This window comes from Microcoleus sp. K1-B1, assembly GCF_036704705.1.
Taxonomy (GTDB): Bacteria; Cyanobacteriota; Cyanobacteriia; order Cyanobacteriales; family Microcoleaceae; genus Microcoleus.
On the sequence record NZ_JAUBSH010000073.1, the window covers coordinates 17,534 to 35,045 of the forward strand.

At 47.5% G+C, this 17,512-nt stretch carries 14 protein-coding genes and 1 pseudogene; 4 read left to right on the forward strand and 11 right to left on the reverse strand.

The genetic code is table 11. The features are described from left to right. Window positions 1-50: 50 nt before the first annotated feature. Window positions 51-668 (reverse strand): hypothetical protein, encoded by a 618-nt coding sequence (locus QUA83_RS22325; protein WP_333295899.1) that lies wholly within the window; start codon window positions 666-668, stop codon window positions 51-53. Between the two features lie 117 nt (window positions 669-785). Between QUA83_RS22325 and QUA83_RS22330 the strand changes: the two genes are divergently transcribed. The 3 genes from QUA83_RS22330 (at window position 786) to rimM (ending at window position 3,584) form a co-directional block, all read left to right on the forward strand. After that, a complete protein-coding gene (locus tag QUA83_RS22330; protein ID WP_333295901.1) occupies window positions 786-2,060 on the forward strand; it encodes a molybdopterin-binding protein in 1,275 nt (424 codons plus the stop codon). 109 nt (window positions 2,061-2,169) lie between these two features. Further along, on the forward strand, window positions 2,170-2,802 hold the full coding sequence (locus tag QUA83_RS22335; protein ID WP_015179099.1) for a response regulator: 633 nt from the start codon (window positions 2,170-2,172) through the stop codon (window positions 2,800-2,802). Window positions 2,803-2,942: 140 nt separating this feature from the next. Beyond that, the gene (rimM, locus tag QUA83_RS22340) at window positions 2,943-3,584 is read left to right on the forward strand and encodes a ribosome maturation factor RimM (protein ID WP_333295919.1); all 642 of its coding nucleotides are present in this window, start codon (window positions 2,943-2,945) and stop codon (window positions 3,582-3,584) included. Between the two features lie 69 nt (window positions 3,585-3,653). On the opposite strand, the gene QUA83_RS22345 is transcribed toward rimM, so the two are convergent. The 10 genes and pseudogenes from QUA83_RS22345 to QUA83_RS22390 all read right to left on the reverse strand — a co-directional run. Further along, window positions 3,654-4,112, reverse strand: coding sequence for a phosphate-starvation-inducible PsiE family protein (locus QUA83_RS22345; protein WP_333295904.1), 459 nt, complete (start codon window positions 4,110-4,112; stop codon window positions 3,654-3,656). Between the two features lie 360 nt (window positions 4,113-4,472). Continuing rightward, window positions 4,473-4,787 (reverse strand): RNA-binding protein, encoded by a 315-nt coding sequence (locus QUA83_RS22350; protein WP_190662657.1) that lies wholly within the window; start codon window positions 4,785-4,787, stop codon window positions 4,473-4,475. A 16-nt stretch (window positions 4,788-4,803) separates the two neighbouring features. Continuing rightward, entirely contained in the window at window positions 4,804-4,950 is a 147-nt protein-coding gene (locus QUA83_RS22355; RefSeq protein ID WP_333206564.1) for a hypothetical protein, read from the reverse strand. Window positions 4,951-5,411: 461 nt separating this feature from the next. Continuing rightward, on the reverse strand, window positions 5,412-7,607 hold the full coding sequence (locus tag QUA83_RS22360) for a nitrate reductase (RefSeq protein ID WP_333295907.1): 2,196 nt from the start codon (window positions 7,605-7,607) through the stop codon (window positions 5,412-5,414). Window positions 7,608-7,981: 374 nt separating this feature from the next. Then, window positions 7,982-9,640, reverse strand: coding sequence for a nitrate ABC transporter ATP-binding protein (locus QUA83_RS22365; RefSeq protein ID WP_333295909.1), 1,659 nt, complete (start codon window positions 9,638-9,640; stop codon window positions 7,982-7,984). Window positions 9,641-9,744: 104 nt separating this feature from the next. Then, on the reverse strand, window positions 9,745-11,769 hold the full coding sequence (locus QUA83_RS22370) for a nitrate ABC transporter ATP-binding protein (RefSeq protein WP_333295910.1): 2,025 nt from the start codon (window positions 11,767-11,769) through the stop codon (window positions 9,745-9,747). A gap of 264 nt (window positions 11,770-12,033) precedes the next feature. Beyond that, complete coding sequence (gene ntrB, locus QUA83_RS22375; RefSeq protein ID WP_333295913.1) at window positions 12,034-12,903, reverse strand: nitrate ABC transporter permease; 870 nt, start codon at window positions 12,901-12,903, stop codon at window positions 12,034-12,036. 146 nt (window positions 12,904-13,049) lie between these two features. Beyond that, window positions 13,050-14,384: a CmpA/NrtA family ABC transporter substrate-binding protein gene (locus QUA83_RS22380; protein WP_333295915.1), complete on the reverse strand. Its 1,335-nt coding sequence runs from the start codon at window positions 14,382-14,384 to the stop codon at window positions 13,050-13,052. Window positions 14,385-14,475: 91 nt separating this feature from the next. Then, window positions 14,476-14,802, reverse strand: a complete 327-nt coding sequence (locus QUA83_RS22385; protein WP_333206576.1) for a 2Fe-2S iron-sulfur cluster-binding protein — start codon at window positions 14,800-14,802, stop codon at window positions 14,476-14,478. 18 nt (window positions 14,803-14,820) lie between these two features. Beyond that, window positions 14,821-16,359 (reverse strand): annotated as a pseudogene (locus QUA83_RS22390) (ferredoxin--nitrite reductase); the annotation flags it as partial. A 612-nt stretch (window positions 16,360-16,971) separates the two neighbouring features. On the opposite strand from QUA83_RS22390, the gene QUA83_RS22395 reads away from it, so the two are divergent. Continuing rightward, window positions 16,972-17,187 (forward strand): hypothetical protein, encoded by a 216-nt coding sequence (locus tag QUA83_RS22395; RefSeq protein WP_333295916.1) that lies wholly within the window; start codon window positions 16,972-16,974, stop codon window positions 17,185-17,187. Window positions 17,188-17,512: the final 325 nt, after the last annotated feature.

The window sequence follows — 17,512 nt, forward strand, 5'->3', positions numbered from 1 at the left end:
TTAGTGATATTTTTTTGTGGAATTTTGCTCATTATATCACCTACTTATAACTAGCTATCAATAGTTTTATAAAAAGCTTTTTGGAGGAAACACTTACAGACATACCAATAATAAAATGCAATGTTTATTTCGCTAAATAATTTAGGTACTCCCTCTAGTAAAGTGGAAAATATTTGGTTTGTTAAATGCAGGGAATCCACGCCAATCGCAAAAAAAAACAAGCCTACACCCGCTAACAATATTTGGTAGGGAGTTAACTGTAGTTCTCTCCTAAAAAACCATCCGTAGGATGACAAAACAAGGGCGTATAAAAGACTTACTCCTAGCTTAGGAATTCCCCCTGCAACCATATATATATGAATTCTGTAAATTTCATTTAGTAAAAATCCACCGATTAACAAAGCCGAAAACAGAATAAATCGATTTTCTGAAGTGCGCGGTTGAATACTTTGAGCTAATTTATAGGTGAAAGTACAAACAATTACGGGTACAGAACATAAAATTTGGAAAGTCCGAGTTAACAAGGCGACATTGGGATGGGGATAAGAATAAGGCGGCAAGAATAAATCGCTGATTTTTAACCCGAAAAGGTTAGTAAAAACTATCAGGATAGCCACCAATAATAAGGAAAAAAAATTGAGGCGAACAACAAAGCGAGAAAGAGTCATAAGCAATTAACACCAAAAATTAGGTTTACTGCCCAAATACAAAAAAATTATATCACCAATATCTCTGGATATTTTGCTAAACTTAATCATGAGTGTTATCAAAACAAGGAGACAGTCATGCTGTCAGTGAAAGAAGCGGAATCGATCGTTCTAAATTTGGCGCAACCCCTCGACAGTCAGCGGGATGTAGAAACTGTAGACTTGCTGGCAGCATCGGGGCGCATTTTAGCTGCACCCGTCACTGGTTCCCTGGATTTTCCTTATTGGGATAATTCAGCAATGGATGGGTACGCGGTGCGGTTTGCTGATGTGGAAAACTGTAGCGCCGAAAAACCAGCGGTACTAGAAGTAGTTGAAGAGATTCCAGCCGGATATCAGCCTCAAAATACTGTTCAATCGGGGCAAGCGGCGCGAATTTTTACGGGTGGGGTGATGCCTGCGGGTGCTGATACGGTGGTAATGCAGGAAGAAACAAGGCGTGATGGCGATCGTATTTTTATCTTAGTTTCTCCTGAAAAACCGCAAGCATTTGTCAGGCACAAAGGCGCTTTTTATCAAGCAGGAACAACTTTGCTAACTCCCGGTACAGTTATCAACGCCCCAGAAATGGCGGTGTTAGCAACTGCCCAGTGCATTCAAGTTCCCGTTTATCGGCGGCTGCGGGTGGCAATTTTTTCTACTGGTGACGAATTGGTATCGCCTGACGAACCTTTGGCACCGGGGAAACTGGTAGACTCGAATCAGTATGCTTTGACAGTTTTGTTGGCACAAATGGGATTTGAACCGATTCGATTGGGAATTGTTCCTGATAATGAAGAGGCGTTAAACAAGGCGATATCCGGGGCTGTTGCTACGGCGGATGTGGTGCTTTCTACGGGCGGCGTCTCGGTAGGAGACTACGATTATGTCGAGAAAATTTTGGCAGCTTTGGGAGGAAAAGTTCACATTAGTTCTGTGGCAATTAAGCCGGGGAAACCTTTAACGGTTGCTGAGTTTAAACGAGGTGAAAAAAATGATGATTCTCCGAGTTTGAGTTCGGATTGTCTCTATTTTGGTTTGCCAGGAAATCCGGTTTCGGCTTTAGTCTGCTGTTGGCGCTTTGTTGTGCCTGCTTTGAAAAAGATGTCTGGGCTTGCCCCGGATGCTTGGGGGCCGGAGTTTTTCAAAGCTAGGTGTAATGCTGAATTGCGATCGCCAGGTCGGCGCGAAACTTATGTTTGGGGTAAACTACATTTAGTTGCGGGAGTGTGGGAATTTGAACCTGCTAGCGGCAGCCAAAATTCAGCGAATTTAATTAACCTCGCCAATACGAGTGGTTTAGCTGTTTTGCCACCAGTGGAAACCGGGATTTTACCAGGCGAATTCGTGGAGGTTTTAAAAGTTAGTCAGTAGTTAGTTGTTATTGGTTATGTGTTATTGGTTCGGTATAATTTCCTGTAAAATATTAACCACTAAGTAATCTTCCTTCTTCCTTCTTCCTTCTTCCTTCTTCCTTCGTATTATGAAAATTTTAATTGTTGAAGACGATCCGATGATGCAACTGGGATTAGAGCAAGTTTTAGCCGATTCCCCAGAAATAGAAATAGTAGGACAAGCAGAAGATGGCTATTTAGGCGTAGCAGCCGCACTGAAACTCAAACCTGATATTATTGTAATGGATATCGGTTTGCCACGGCTCGACGGCATAGCAGCGACGCAGCAAATTAAAGCGCAATTGCCAGAAGTTCGAGTAGTAATGTTAACTTCTCACACGGCAGAAACTGAAATTATTGCTGCCCTTTCTAGCGGTGCTGATGCTTATTGTATTAAAGGTGCTTCTGTAGACAGGCTGTTAGCAGCGATTGCAGCCGCAGCAGAGGGGGCTACATATCTTGACCCTCAAATTGCCCGGACTGTCATCGAACACCTCAAACCCCCGATACCTGCCTCTACAACTACTTTTGGTCAGTTGTCGCAGCGGGAATTGGAGGTGTTAAAATTAATGGTGGAAGGTAACAGCAATCCCGAAATTGCAGCAGCGCTTTACTTGAGTCCAAATACTATTAAAACTCACGTTCGCGGTATTATGAATAAGTTGGCAGTGGATGACCGCGTGCAAGCCGCAGTTGTAGCGCTGAGAACTGGATTGGTGTAAAGAAGTCAGTAGTCAGTAGTTATTGGTTATTTGTTGTTTGCTACCAATGCTATAAAGGCCCAATGCCCGATGCCCGATGCCCGATGCCCGATGCCCGATGCCCGATGCCCGATGCCCAATTCCCAATTCCCAAAAAGTTTATGTCTGAGTGGATAGAAATCGGTAAAATTGTAGCAGCTCAAGGTTTGGACGGGGAAGTGCGAGTCTATCCCGATTCTGATTTCCCGGAAAGGTTTATCGAACCGGGGAAGCGGTGGATTTTGCGCCCTAACAAAAGTGAACCGGAACCGATCGAGTTTTTGGGCGGTCGCTACATTCCGGGCAAAGGACTGTATGCTGTAGAGGTAGAGGGTGTGGAAGACCGCGATAGTGCTGAGGCGCTGCGGGGCTGTAAGTTGTTTGTTGAAAAGACCGATCGACCTTACCTCGAATCTGATGAGTTTTACGTCCAAGATTTGATCGGTATGGAAGTTTTTAACCAGTTAACCGGGGAAATCCTAGGCAAGGTAAGTGATATTATTCCCGCAGGTAACGACCTTTTAGAAGTAGAAACGAATCTAACGCCGCTGGAAACTGTCGCCGCAGAATTAGAAAAGCCAAAACAGCCTGAAACTCCCCAAGCAAACGCTGACCCCAGAAATACACGCAAACCACGGAAAATTCGCGTTAAAGAGCCTAAATCAACAAAAATATTGATTCCTTTTGTGGAAGAGATTGTGCCAGTTGTTGACTTAGAACAAGGCAGAATTGAAATTGTGCCTCCTCCTGGTTTATTGGAATAATATCATGTCCGGTCGAGCGACCGGATATGATATTAGTTATTAAAAATTCCCAAGTCCCAATTCCCGATATTAATCATTTCCTCTATTTGTGTACCGCACTATCAAGTAACTGATGGAAAGCGCGAAAATTGCAGTCGCCAAACCAATCAAGTCGGCTGCCGTTTTTTTTTCCAGGTCAAGAATGATGATTTTTCTCGATACTGCTATCAAAGAAGTTACAATAACTAGCTCTACTTGAATTACGTGCTTTTTCAGATAAGCTGTAATATTTTCCAATATTTCCAATGCAATTAAAACATTTAAAAATAACCCAAATATCACAAACAACGTGTCTTTTAAGAAACTATCAGTGTGGTTTACCAATTCTTTTGCTAAAAAAATCACCAAATCGGCAACGCTGACGATAATTACCAAAATCATCGCCAGTGATAAAACTTTCGATATTATTACTTCTACACTTTCTGTAAAATGCAGAAAATTTTCATCATTGCTTAACTTGGCAATTTGCCTAAATATTTTTTTCAGCATACCAGTGATTTAGTCATCATTCTTGATGATTCTGTCATTTTTCGGTACGCTTTGCAAGCGCAAAACTCTCTGATTGCCTGGTTTTACGGGGTCACCCGCGCACTGGGGAAGGCGACTCTCTCTGCCTGTTATATTTTATACTTTTTCGTGTCAGCTAGGAATCGATCGCACACGATCGAACTCCTGATTAATAATTTTTGCCATAAAAAATCCTCAAACTATTGTCTAGCAATATTTTGAGGATTTTAATGCGCGGTACGACCACTGAACTAACTATCTATTCTCAACAGAAAATGATGGTTGACTCCCAGCTTGCTCCGACGCGCTATAGAAGATAGCTAAAAATTTAGCTCGCGTGGTTTAGTAGCGACGAGAATTGCCACCGCGATCGTTATTGCCCCAGTTACCACCACCAGCATTACCACCACGTTCTTCACGGGGTTTTGCTTTGTTGACTTTGAGGTCGCGACCCATCCACTCAGCACCGTCAAGAGCCTCAATGGCTGCGGCTTCTTCGGCTTCTGTAGACATTTCTACAAAAGCGAAACCCCGCATCCGACCTGTTTCCCGGTCAGCAGGCAACTGAACGCGCTTTACTGTACCGTACTCTCCAAAAGTTTGGTTGAGGTGCTCCTGCGTTACTTCGTAGGATAAATTGCCGACATAGATTGACATTGAACATTCTCCAGAATCAGAGGGTGTAGAGATTTAAATCCGGAGGAACGCCGATCGAACGAACTGCACTGCCGAAAATAAAGCCTTGTAAAAACATCATAGCACCTACAGGTGCAAACTGCAATTGTCTGACTCGATTAATTAAAAAGAAGGCAGAAGGCATTCGCCAGAAGACATTCTCCCCCAGGAAAAACCCCCAATCAAGAAGGAAGAACTCAGAATACATAAATTTACATAAATTTAATTTTCCTTATTCCCGGGCTCTGCCGGGGAAACGCCGTTTTTAGGCTGCGTAAGGGCATAACGATTTTAGGTTTTAGATTTGGGATTTGAGATTTAAGATTTAGGTGTAGGGTATGTCCGGGTTCAAAATTGCTTGATCGAGAGAGGTTGTTAGCCCAAAAAACGGATACAAGCCCCGGACTCCTGTCGGGAAGAGTGCAAAATTTTAGACTCTTGTTCAAGAACCCAGATTCATGTGTGGAGTAAATCTCCAATAGTTCGACTGAGCGCGATTGACGCTCGCACTCGCCCAAAGTCAACCACGTTCCTCCCCATGTCGATCGCCCGCGGCTTCCCGCTCGTTCTTCGGTGATTTGTAACATCCCGTAGTTCGACGGCAGCTCAAGAAGTGACGGCGAGGGGGGATTTTGGCCAATTAAATTCCCCAACTTCTGCGGTAACTTCTGCGACAACTTCTGCCGCAGTTTCTGCCCCAACCAGCACCAACTGCACCGCGCAAGCTTTTAACTCGGGCTGTTTGGAATCTGGACAGCTTGCAGAATGAGTCATGGCATTGGCTTCAGCACCTTCGGCCCACAGAGAACCCCAGTGCATTGGTACAAATAGCGTACCTGGGGCGATCGCCTTTGTGACTTTTGCTGGAAACTGCGCCTTGCCGCGGCGCGATCGAACTTCCAGCAAATCCCCCTCCTTAATCTGCAATGTGGCAGCATCGCGGGGGTGAATTTCCAAAAACGGATCGGGGTGCAATTGATTAATTTTCTCTGTTCTACCCGTCCGCGTCATGGTGTGCCAGTGTCCGTAAAGTCTCCCTGTCGTCAACACAAACGGATAATTAGGATCGGGAGGTTCTGCCAGTCCCCGCGAGTGATAGGCCGAAAATCTTGCCCGCGCGTCAGGAGTGTGAAAACGCCTGTCAGTATACAGCCGTTTCGCTTCGTTCGCTGGATGCACAGGCTCGTTTTCCCGGCAAGGCCACTGCTGCGGCCCTTGTTGGCGGATGTATTCGTGGCTGAGACCGGTCATGTCGCAAGGCTGACCCCGCGTCAACTGCGCGTACTCTTTAAAAACCTCCGCACTGTTCTCGAAAGCAAAGTGTTGGGCAAAACCCAACCGGCGGCCGACTTCAGCGAAAATGCTCCAGTCGTCGCGGGCTTCCCCGGAGGGAGTGTCGAAACCGGGACAAAAAGTAACGCGGCGTTCGGAATTCGTCATTACTCCGGTTTTTTCGCTCCACTGCGTTGCCGGCAGCAGGATGTGAGCGTAGGCCGAGGTTTCAGTGGGATAGTAAGCTTCTTGATAAATAGTAAAGGGCGATCGCAGCAAAGCGGCTTTAGTACGTTCCAAATCCGGCATACTCACCACCGGATTAGTAGCTGCAACCCACAGCAACTCAACTTCGCCAGTTTCCAAACCGGTAATCATATCCCAAGCTGTGCGGCCTGGATTCGGGGAAATACTTCCCGGTGCGATTCCCCAAAACTCCTCGACTTGGGTTCTGTGTTCAGCATTTTTCACAAATCGGTAGCCTGGGAGCAAGTGAGACAGTCCTCCGGCTTCCCGCCCTCCCATCGCGTTTGGCTGCCCGGTGAGGGAAAACGGGCCGCATCCCGGTTTGCCGATTTGACCGGTCATCAAGTGCAAATTAATCAGCGATCGCACCTTTGCCGTGCCTTCCGACGACTGATTCATTCCCATCGACCACAGCGACAAAACCCGCTGCGACTGTTCCCAGTAGTTGGCCGCCGTTTCTAACTCGCTGACAGTAATGCCACAGCGCGAGGCTACAAACTCCGGCGTGTAGCTGTTAATAACTTCAGCAAAAGCTGAAAAATTCGCCGTGCATTCTTCAATAAACTCAGAATCTATTGCTTGCCTGCGTAACAGCAAATATGCAATTCCGTTAAGCAAATCTATATCCGTACCCGGTTTAATTGCTAAGTGCAAATCCGCCGCTTCCGCAGTCGGAGTCCGCCTTGGATCTACCACAATCATTTTGACATGGGGATGCTTTTTGTGGTATTTTGCTAATCGATTGAATACGATCGGATGGCATTCCGCTGTATTGCTGCCAATAATAAAAGCGCAATCTGTTAATTCTAAATCGTCATAACAGCAAGGCGGCCCATCCGAGCCAAAGCTTTGAACGTATCCAGAGACTGCTGAAGACATACACAAGCGAGAATTAGCATCAAAATTATTAGTACCCAGACAACCTTTCATTAGTTTCTGGGCAATATAATAATCTTCTGTTGCGAATTGACCCGAACCATAAACGCACAAAGCATCGGGGCCGCTGGTGCTGCGAATTGTTTGGATGCGATTAACAATTGCATCGAGAGCTTCGTCCCAGCTAGCGCGGCGGAACGGTTGGTCAAGAGTATCTCGCATCATCGGATACAGTAGCCGATCGCTCCGAATGGACTCTGCGACGGTTGCTCCCTTAATACAAACCATGCCCTGACTCGATGGGTGATTGCGATCGCCCCGCACTTTCCAACTTTGTTTTTTGTCGGGAACAACTTCTAGACCGCAACCTACACCGCAGTATGGGCAAAGAGTTTTTATAGTTTCCATCTGGTGATTTTAGATGCTAATTTTTGAAAGCTAATGGGTAATTCGTAATTTGTTATTATAGTCGGAACTGAGGGCTCCTGCAAATAACGTGTGAATAATTACTAAATTACCGCAAAAATGCTTTCCAGAAACGGACAATACCCTGATTTAAAATTAACCGCTCTCTTACTAAAACTCGCGAGCCATCGGGTTTTTACTCAGTGGATCGCTGCTCCTAAATTTCTCTCAAACAGAGGTACTCCAGCCCTAAATCTTGTCACCCCCACCTAGGGGAGCGAGGAAGAATTTTTCCATGAATCAAATAGCGCGCCGGTACTAATTTTGACCGAGTTGTTAATACCAATCGGAGATTTAGTGCGGGAGTATTATGTCGCCTACTTCTGTGTTTTAACTTCTAATACGCCACCGTTGCTGGGGCTAAAAGTTACTTGGAACTCAGCAGTTTTTTCAGCGCCTGCAGCGGCACCGGCAGGAGTTTGCAAAACCGGCAGAGGAGTTTCTTTGACGAAATCTTTAGCTGCTTTATTTGTGGGATCGAACTGTAGGATATCGCCGTTTTGTTTTACTTTGACCCGATAAGTCAAACTTTCGGTAAATGTCGGAGTTGTTCTCCACTTTTGGTCGATTTGTGCATACAACTGCTTTCCGATCGCATCGAGTTCGGCTTGGTCAGAAATCTCTGATGTGGCAGTGGTGGCTGCATTGGGTGCGGTGGCGCTGTTAGCAGCAGCGATGGGTGCAGGACTAGCAGCAGCAGCAATGGGCGCAGGACTTGCAGCAGCAGCAATGGGTGCAGGACTTGCAGCAGCAGCAATGGGCGCTCGGCTAGCATTCGGTGCGATCGAATTTGCTGCGATTTGCGGGCTGGGGGGAGAACTCACAATCGCCTCGGCAGTCGGTGCCTGCGGTGCAGTTTCTTCTAGTTTCGCTTGCTTTAGCTGGCTGGAAACAACCGACATATTGACGGCAGCTAAAGTAAACATTGCTACGAACCACGAGGCAGCCAGGATGCCGCGTTTGATCGGCGAGGCTTCTGGGGGTTCCGCAGTATGATGCACAAAAGGTGCAGGTGCGATCGGCCTGTCAGCAACCGCAGGCTTTTTGCTAGCAGGTAATGGCATCGGTAGCGCGACGGCTTCTGTCTCCGAGTCCGTTGCTTCACCTTCTTCGTGGTGCGCGTAGCGAGAAAACAGGAACTCTAAAGCAAAGTTACGCAGTTCGTAGTATTTCGGGTCTTCCATAATCCGCGCCCGGTTGCGGGGACGGCTGAACGGAACGTGCATATCTTCGCCGATGGAAGCTGCTGGCCCGTTGGTCATCATCACGATGCGATCGGCCAAAAACAAAGCCTCATCAATATCGTGAGTAATCATAATGACCGTAATTTTTTCCTTCCGCCAAATTTTCAGCAATTCTTCCTGCAACTCTTCTCTGGTAATCGGGTCTAGAGCTCCGAAAGGTTCGTCCAAAATCAACAGTTTGGGACGAGTTGCCAGAGCTCTGGCGATCGCCACCCGCTGTTTCATCCCCCCGGACAATTGGCCCGGTCTTTTGTTACAAGCTTCGGTCAGCCCCACTAATTCCAAGTGTTCCTTGACGATCGTATTGTGTTCGTCAGCGGACTTTTCCGGGTAAACATTTTCAACGCCGAGGTGAATATTTTCTGTAGCAGTCAGCCACGGTAGCAGCGAGTAGTTTTGAAATACCACCATGCGATCGGGGCCTGGTTCAGTAATCTGCGAACCTTCCAGGGCTACTTCTCCGTTTGTCGGCCCGTTGAATCCCGCAATCATATTCAGCAAAGTTGATTTGCCGCAGCCCGAGTGACCGATCAAACAAATAAATTCGCCTTCATTAATAGTCAGGTTTACACCGTCGAGAACGACGTAAGGGCCTTTAGGAGTTTCGTAGACTTTCGATACGTCTTTAATAGTAAGAAAGTCTTGCTTTGGCGTTTGAATTTGGGTTGTTTGGGGGGTTTTGAGAGTTTGCATATTTTCAGGATTTGGATTTTGGATCGGGGAATTAGACATGACAACTTTCGATTGAGAATTTGAAATTATGGAGTTAGGAAGCGAAAAATGTGGAGTCTTGTTTCCTGATTTCTTGCTCCTCATTCCCTCTTCCTATTTGCTGATTATGCTGGCAGTTTGATGGAACATTGACTGCCTATTTGTTCAATTAAAATTTCTTCAATGCGGACGCCGCGTTTGATTTTGACATTCTGAAGATACTGGATCGGGTCGTCGAGATTAAACACAGTGCCGTCAAATAGCTCGATCGTCCGGCGATCTCTGGCGATATCCGGCAAACCCAATTCGCGCACGGCTTGACCAAAAACATCGGGCCGCAAAACTCGATCGACCACTTCCACCCAGTTTTTCGGGAACGGGATCAGTCCCCAGCGAGCCATCTGCGCCATCACCCACACCATTTCTAGGCGGTCTGGAAAATTGGTTTTGTCAACATAGAACTGGTTGAAATTGTAGAGCATTTCTGGTTCTGCCTCCGTACCGGAGTTGTACGGATCGATGAACCCTGGACGGATATCTTTGGGATCGGCGCCGATGTATTGTTCTTGGCTAATCAATGCTAGGACTTCTTCGCGGTTGCGGCGGTCGTCGCAGTATTCGCAGGCTTCCAAAAGTGCTTTGACGAGGGCGAGGTGGGTTTGAGGATATTTCTGAGCCCAATCTTCGCTAACACCGAGAACTTTTTCGATGTGTCCGGGCAGAATATCGAGGGAACGGGCTATAACAAAACCCGTACCACTGTTGACTGCGTGGGAGTTCCAGGGGTCGCCTGAGCAGTAGCCGTCAATGTTGCCTGCTTTTAAATTCGCTACCATCTGCGGGGGCGGAATCACGGTCAAGCCCACGTCGAGGTCAGGGTCGATGCCGCCGGCGGCCAGCCAGTAGCGGAATAGCAGATTGTGCATGGAGGCGGAGTGTACCATGCCCAAGGTGTGAACTTTATCGGGACTCTTGGCGATCGCAGCTTTGAAATCCTCTAATGTCCGAATGCCTTGTCTGTAAAGGTCTTTGTTGAAAATAATCGAATTGCCGTTGCGAGAGAGCGTCATGGCGCTACAGACGGGCACAGGGGCTTGACCGTCCAGGCCCAACAGCATGGCGATCGGCATTCCTGCGACCATTTGCGCCGCGTCCAGCCGTCCTTCGGCAATTCCTTGGGCGATCGCTTTCCAACCAGGTTCGCGGCTGAGAGTAACTTCTTCCAAGCCGTGGGCTTTGAAAAATCCTTTTTCTTTGGCTACTACTAAGGGGGCGCAGTCGGTGAGGGGAATAAAGCCGATGTCCAGGTTGATTTTTTCCAAACCGTTGCGGGCGATGACAGCGGGTTGTTGTTTGGCCCGGCGCTGTTTGACCCGCTTTTGCTGGTTGAGGAAGTAAACCATTTCGTTACGCAGTGCGTAGTAACTCGGATGGTTGACAACTTCCATGCGCTTGCGGGGGCGGGGAATGTTCACTTCGAGGATTTGCCCGATTTGGGCTTCCGGGCCGTTGGTGAGCATCACAATGCGATCGCTCAGTAATAAAGCCTCATCCACGTCGTGAGTTACCATCACGCTGGTGACTTTGCTTTCTTCGCAAATTTTCATCAACTGGTCTTGCAAACCGCCGCGAGTTAAAGCATCAAGTGCTCCGAAGGGTTCGTCTAGCAGCAGCAATTTCGGGCGAATCGCTAGGGCGCGGGCGATCGCAACTCTTTGTTTCATCCCCCCAGAAATTTCGCCTGGGCGTTTGTCGGCCGCGTGTCCGAGTCCGACCAATTTAATGTGGTGTTCGATCACCAACTCGCGATCTTCTTGAGAGTTACCGCTGTAAATTTCATTTACTGCTAGGGCAATATTTTCGCGCACCGTCAGCCAAGGTAGCAGCGAGTAATTTTGAAACACCACCATTCTGTCCGGGCCTGGATCGCGGACTTCGCGTCCTTCTAAAGTAATCCCGCCCTGACTTGCTTTGTCGAGGCCGGCGATGATATTTAGCAGCGTAGATTTGCCGCAGCCAGAGTGCCCAATTAAGGTGATGAATTCTCCCTTTTTAATTTTCAGTTCGATATTTTTAAGAGCGATGTATTGCTCTCCATTGGGCAAGTTAAATACGCGGTCAACGTGGTCTACTTCAACAAATACTGACATGGTAATTTTAGGTTAGTTTGTAATTTCTAGATGCTGATTATTAATTGGGCATTGGGCATTGGGCATTGGGCATTGGGCATTGGGCATTGGGCATTGGGCATTGGGGATTAGTAATTTGGAATTGTTAGTCATAAAAAGACTATTGAATAACTAATCAGGGTAGAAACTACTAGCGATTAACCCTTAATTCTTAATCATGCCCCATGCCCCATTCCCTATGCCCCATTCCCCATGCCCCATTCCCCATGCCCTATGCCCCCAATTCTATTTCTGTTCTTCGGGAACAACTTTGGAGGCGATGAAACCAACGATTCTGTCTAAAATTAAACCGACGATTCCTACGTAAAGCACTGCTAGAATCACTGCACTGAGTCGAGAACTGTTGTAAGCGTCCCAGATGAAGAAGCCGATGCCGACGCCGCCGACTAACATTTCCGCAGCTACGATCGCCAGCCAAGACAAACCGATGCCAATTCTCAAGCCAGTGAAGATGTAAGGAACAGAAGAGGGAAGCAGGATTTTCCAGAAGTATTTTTGGTTAGGGAGGCGCAATACGCGGGCGACGTTTCTGTAGTCTTGGGGTATTTGTTGAACGCCTACTGTGGTGTTAATTAAAATTGGCCAAATTGCTGTAATTAAGATTACGAAGAGTGCCGAAACTTCGTTAGCTTTCATCCCCATGCCTTCAAAGGGATTGAACTGTTGAAATACAGCCAGGGCGATCGGGAGCCAAGCCAGGGGCGGGATAGTTCTGAATACTTGAAACAGCGGGTCTAAAGCATCGAACATTAAGGAGTTTGTGCCGATCAGGATTCCCAAACTGATGCCGAGAACTGCTGCCAAAGTAAAGCCGATCGCCACCCGCTGCAAGCTAGCAAAAATTTGCCAGAACAAGCCTTTGTCTGTACCGCCGTTGTCGAAGAACGGATTGATAATCAGATTCCAGGTTTCTTGGACAGCTTTGATTGGTCCCGGCAAGCTGGAGTCTGGACTGTTGCAGAGGATTTGCCAGATTATCAGCAGAACTGTAATTGCTACCAGCGGGCGGATGATTTTTCGGCGGTTTTTTTGAACCTGATCCAGAACGAAACTTACTGGATTTTTGCTTTTAGTAACAGCGAGGTTTGTTGCCATTTTTCTTTTTTCAGTATTGTGAATAATCGATTATTTGTAGATACTTTGAAGTGTTCACCGTGTCTGGGGTGGGTTGAGTTAGGAAACCCAACCCCACTCAATTTTAAAATTGGTCAACAGTCAACAGTCAACAGTCAACCAACTAATTATGCTTTTTTGATTGCCAGACTCTTCAAATATTCTTCTGGTTTTTCAGGGTCAAACTTCACGCCGTCAAAGAAGGTTTCGACACCGCGAGAAGTGGTAGTAGGAATTTGGGCTGCGGGGACGCCAAGTGCTGTCGCTGCTGCTTTCCAAATATCTTCGCGGTTAACTTTATCAACCGTGGCTTTGATGTCGGTAGTTGCCGGGATATAACCCCAGCGAATATTTTCAGCTAAGAACCAAGCATCGTGACTCTTGTAGGGATAAGAAGCATTATCAGCCCAGAATTTCATCGCCACAGGGCTGGCAGCTTCAATGCGGCCGGTACCGTAGTCAATTTGAGCTTTAGAGCGACCGATAATATCTGCTACTGGAACTTTTAACCACTTATCTTGAGAGATGATTTGGCACATCTCATCGTGATTTTCTGGCTTGTCGCACCACTGCTGGGCTTCCAGTACGGCCATTGTAAGCGCTTTTGCAGCTTTGGGGTTTTTGTCAACCCAATCTCCTCTTAAACCTAAAGCTTTTTCAGGATGATCTTTCCACATTTCTCCAGTTATCAAGGCGGTGTATCCTACCTTTTGAGCAACTAGCTGGGCATTCCAAGGTTCGCCTACGCAAAAGGCTTCCATGCTGCCAGATTTCATGTTCGCTACCATTTGGGGCGGCGGAATGGGAATCACGGAAACATCTGTATCTGGATTAATACCGCCGGCTGCTAGCCAGTAGCGTATCCACAAATCGTGGGTGCCGCCGGGAAAAGTCATAGCAACAGGAAGGTTTTGGTTGCCAAAAGCTGCTTTCAGGGGTGCGCTGTCTGTACCTACTTTTAAATCTAGGTATTTTTTGCTGAGCGAAATTGCCTGACCGTTAGTATTTAACCGGGCGAGAATGTACATGGGCACTGGCTGATTGCCTTTGGTAATAGTGCCTAATGTCATGTGGTAAGGCATCGGGGATAAAATGTGGGCCCCGTCAATGCCGCCTTTGTCGGAACCGAGTTCTAAGTTGTCACGAGTAACTGGCCAAGATGCTTGTTTGGTAACTTGTACGTCTTTCATGCCGTACTTGGCAAATAACCCTTTTTCTTGGGCGATGATTAAGGGTGCTGCGTCGGTGAGGGCGATGAATCCGAGTTTGGCTGCGGTAACTTCTGGGGCGTCGGCGGGATTGATGTTGACTGCTGGGGCGGCGGTGGGCGAAGCGCCGCCGGCTGCAGGCGTGGCACCTCCGTTAGATGTGGTGGGACTGGAAGTGCAACCGTGGGCTAGGAGGGTGCCGGCTGCTGTTGCTCCAGCGGTGATGATGAATTTTCTTCTAGAAAGGTTGCTCATTTGTCTTGAATTGTTGTTGTACTTGGAGATGGTGGAAATGTGAGATGTGAGATTGATTCGCGACCTTCGCATCGCATCTCACATTATTAGATTAGGCGTCGATCGTCACTTTGCCGATCGCCCGCGCGCTGCAAGTTAAAATGAACCCTGGTTCTAAGTCTGCCGCCGCGTCTGGTTTGCTGTCGTAGACTGTTTGGCCTTCTAGGAGTTTCTGCTGGCAAGTGCCACAGCTTCCCGACCGGCAATTGCTGTCAAGTTCGACTCCGGCCCGTTCGGCAACATCGAGAATGAATTCATCTTCGCTGCAAGCAACTTCTTTGCCCGATCGAGCGAAAATGACAGTAGATGTCTGAGGTTTGGCTGCCGAGACTGCCGTTTCGCCCTCCTCAACCGTCAATTGCAGTTGCCGGTTCAGCAAAGCTACATCCCCTGTAATCTCTTTGGGAACTGCCCCAAACTGCTCGACTAACAATTGATGCAGCAGCGGTTTGAGGTCTTCGCAAGGGATGCCTTTTTGGACGCAAGCACCCAAATGAGCGTCTTTGCCAACTGTGCCTCCCATGTAAATGTCTACACCTTCGAGGGTTTTGCCGTTCTTGCGAACTTTTGTTCCCATCAAACCAATGTCTGCTACTTGGGGTTGACCGCAGGAATTGGGGCAACCCGTCCAGTGAATTCTGACAGGTTTGGGTACTGAAAGTTCGGCTTCGAGTTCCTCAATCATTGCCACGGATCGGCTTTTGGTTTCGATGAGGGCGAAGTTGCAAAACTTGGCGCCGGTGCAGGAAACCAAGGCTCGTGTCAGCGGTGCGGGCTCGATGGAAAAACGCTGCAACAGCGGTTCTTTGACCAGCGATTCAATCCGCGAGTCGGGAACGTTGGGAATAATCACGTTTTCTTCGACAGTGAGCCTGAGCTCGCCGCTGCCGTAAACCTCGGCAATTCTTGCCAAATCGAACAAATCCGATGCCTGCAGGCGTCCGACTGGAACGTGCAGCCCTACATAATTTAGCCCTGATTGTTTTTGGGGGTAGATGCCGATGTGGTCGCGTTTGTCCCAGACGATTTCATCTTTGGGCGCGGCGGCGGGCAAAGTGCGCCCTAATTCTTGTTCGACTTCGGCTCGGAATTGTTCGATTCCGAGTTCGTCAATCAGCCACATCAGCCGCGATTTTTGGCGGTTTGCTCTTGGGCCTTGATCGCGAAACACAGTTAAAATTGCTTTGCACAAATCTACAACGTCGCTGGGACTTGCCCATGCGTTGAGAGGAATTGCAGCTTCGCAGCGTTTGGCGGAGAAGAAACCGCCGACTAAAACGTTAAAGCCGATGTTGCCGTCTTTGTAAGCGGGTACGAAGGCGATGTCGTTGATTTCTGCGTGGACTGAGTTGTCGCGGCAGCCTGCGATCGCAATATTAAACTTTCTCGGCAAATTTGAAAACGCGGGGTTGCCTTCGCCGCTGTTCGTAATCATGTCTTGGACTTGGTTCGCCAGTTCCCGCGTATCAATCAGTTCGTCGGCGTCGAGCCCGGCGACTGGGGAACCCGTGATGTTACGCACGTTGTCCATGCCAGACTGGATGCTGGTCATGCCCGCTTCTTTGAGGCGGCGGAAGATGTCGGGTACGTCTTCGATGCGAATTCCGCGCAATTGCAGGTTTTGTCTGGTGGTGATGTCGGCGCTGCCGTCGTCGCCGTAGCGTTGGACGATTTCTGCTAGGGTTCTGGTTTGATTGCTAGTAATGATGCCGTTGGGCAAGCGCAGCCGCATCATGAATTTGCCCGGAGTTACTGGCCGAAAGAAGATGCCGAGCCATTTGAGGCGGTGCTCGCGATCGATTTCGTCCATTGCTTCCCAGCCGATTGCGGCGAAGTGGTCGAGTTCGGCTGTTAATGCTAAGCCATCTTTTTCGGCTTTGAGTTTTTCAAACTTGTTCAGGCTCGCTTGGGCTTTGGGTTCTACTGTTTGGGTCATCGGTTTACCCTCGCTGCTGGCTTGTGTGGGGAGGTATTGACTTGGAGCATAAAGTGTGTGTTTCCTGCTAACCTTAGTGACTGTATGGATTTAAAACTGTATATTTAGTTACTAGATGGAATTTCTTTTAAGCATGGTTGGTCTTCTGTAAACTTGAGCTTGACTGGGGGCTGGCTCGAACGTCGCCAAACTATTTATGGTTATAGTTGCTACCGATGATTCGGTCGATCGCTGCGTTTCGATGCACCTTTGTTATGAGCTAATGTAAAGCCCACGATTGTAAATATTCGTAGCTATTTTTACAAAATATTGAGTTATATGAATATTTCGCATAATGCCGATGCGTTTTATACATGGGGAATGGGTAAAGAGACCCACAAAACCGAAAAATCTCTCTAAATCTTTAGATTTAGGAGGGGAGAGGGGGATATTGGAATATCTAAGATTAATGTTGTGAGTGCGATCGCAGACTTAAAACGAGATCGTCACAACATTAGAGCGGTCGCTGTCACATAGTTTGCCTCAAAACATCACATTGTGTGCTACGCCAGCGTCACTATTAATTTTCGGAGAACGAGAGATGATATAAGCATCGAATTTAAGGAACGTCTCATGTTTTTAGTTCAACTTCTCCCCGGCGCTATTTCCGAAATGCTTGCTTCTGTTACGGAGACGGGTTGTTTGACTTTAGCCGATCGCTACGGTTTGATGGCGGCTGTTTTGGACGACTCTCTCGACGAGGAATACAGACATTCAATCAACCGCCTGCTGCGTTCTGTGATCAAGGGAAGAGTCAAGATTGTCAACGAACTGTCGGCGATATATTAACAGCATTTAAAAATTTGATTGATTTATGCAGCGCATAAGAGTGCAGAAACGACCCACCGAGTTAGAAGGAACCCACGATGCCTGCAGCGGATGTAGGGCAGAAAGTTGATTGGGTGTTCTAAAAACGTGCGATCGTTCTTGCCGTCAGTCGATTTTCGGTTTTAGATTTTAGATTTTAGATTTACTCCACAGCGATCAGCATTTTAGTCGTAGTCGTAGGGCGCGTCGCCTGCAATGAAATAATAAAATAGACCTCTTGCGAAAGTGCGCTCGTTCTAGGTAAAATAAAATAAAAAATTAGATTAATAAGATGAATTACGAACAA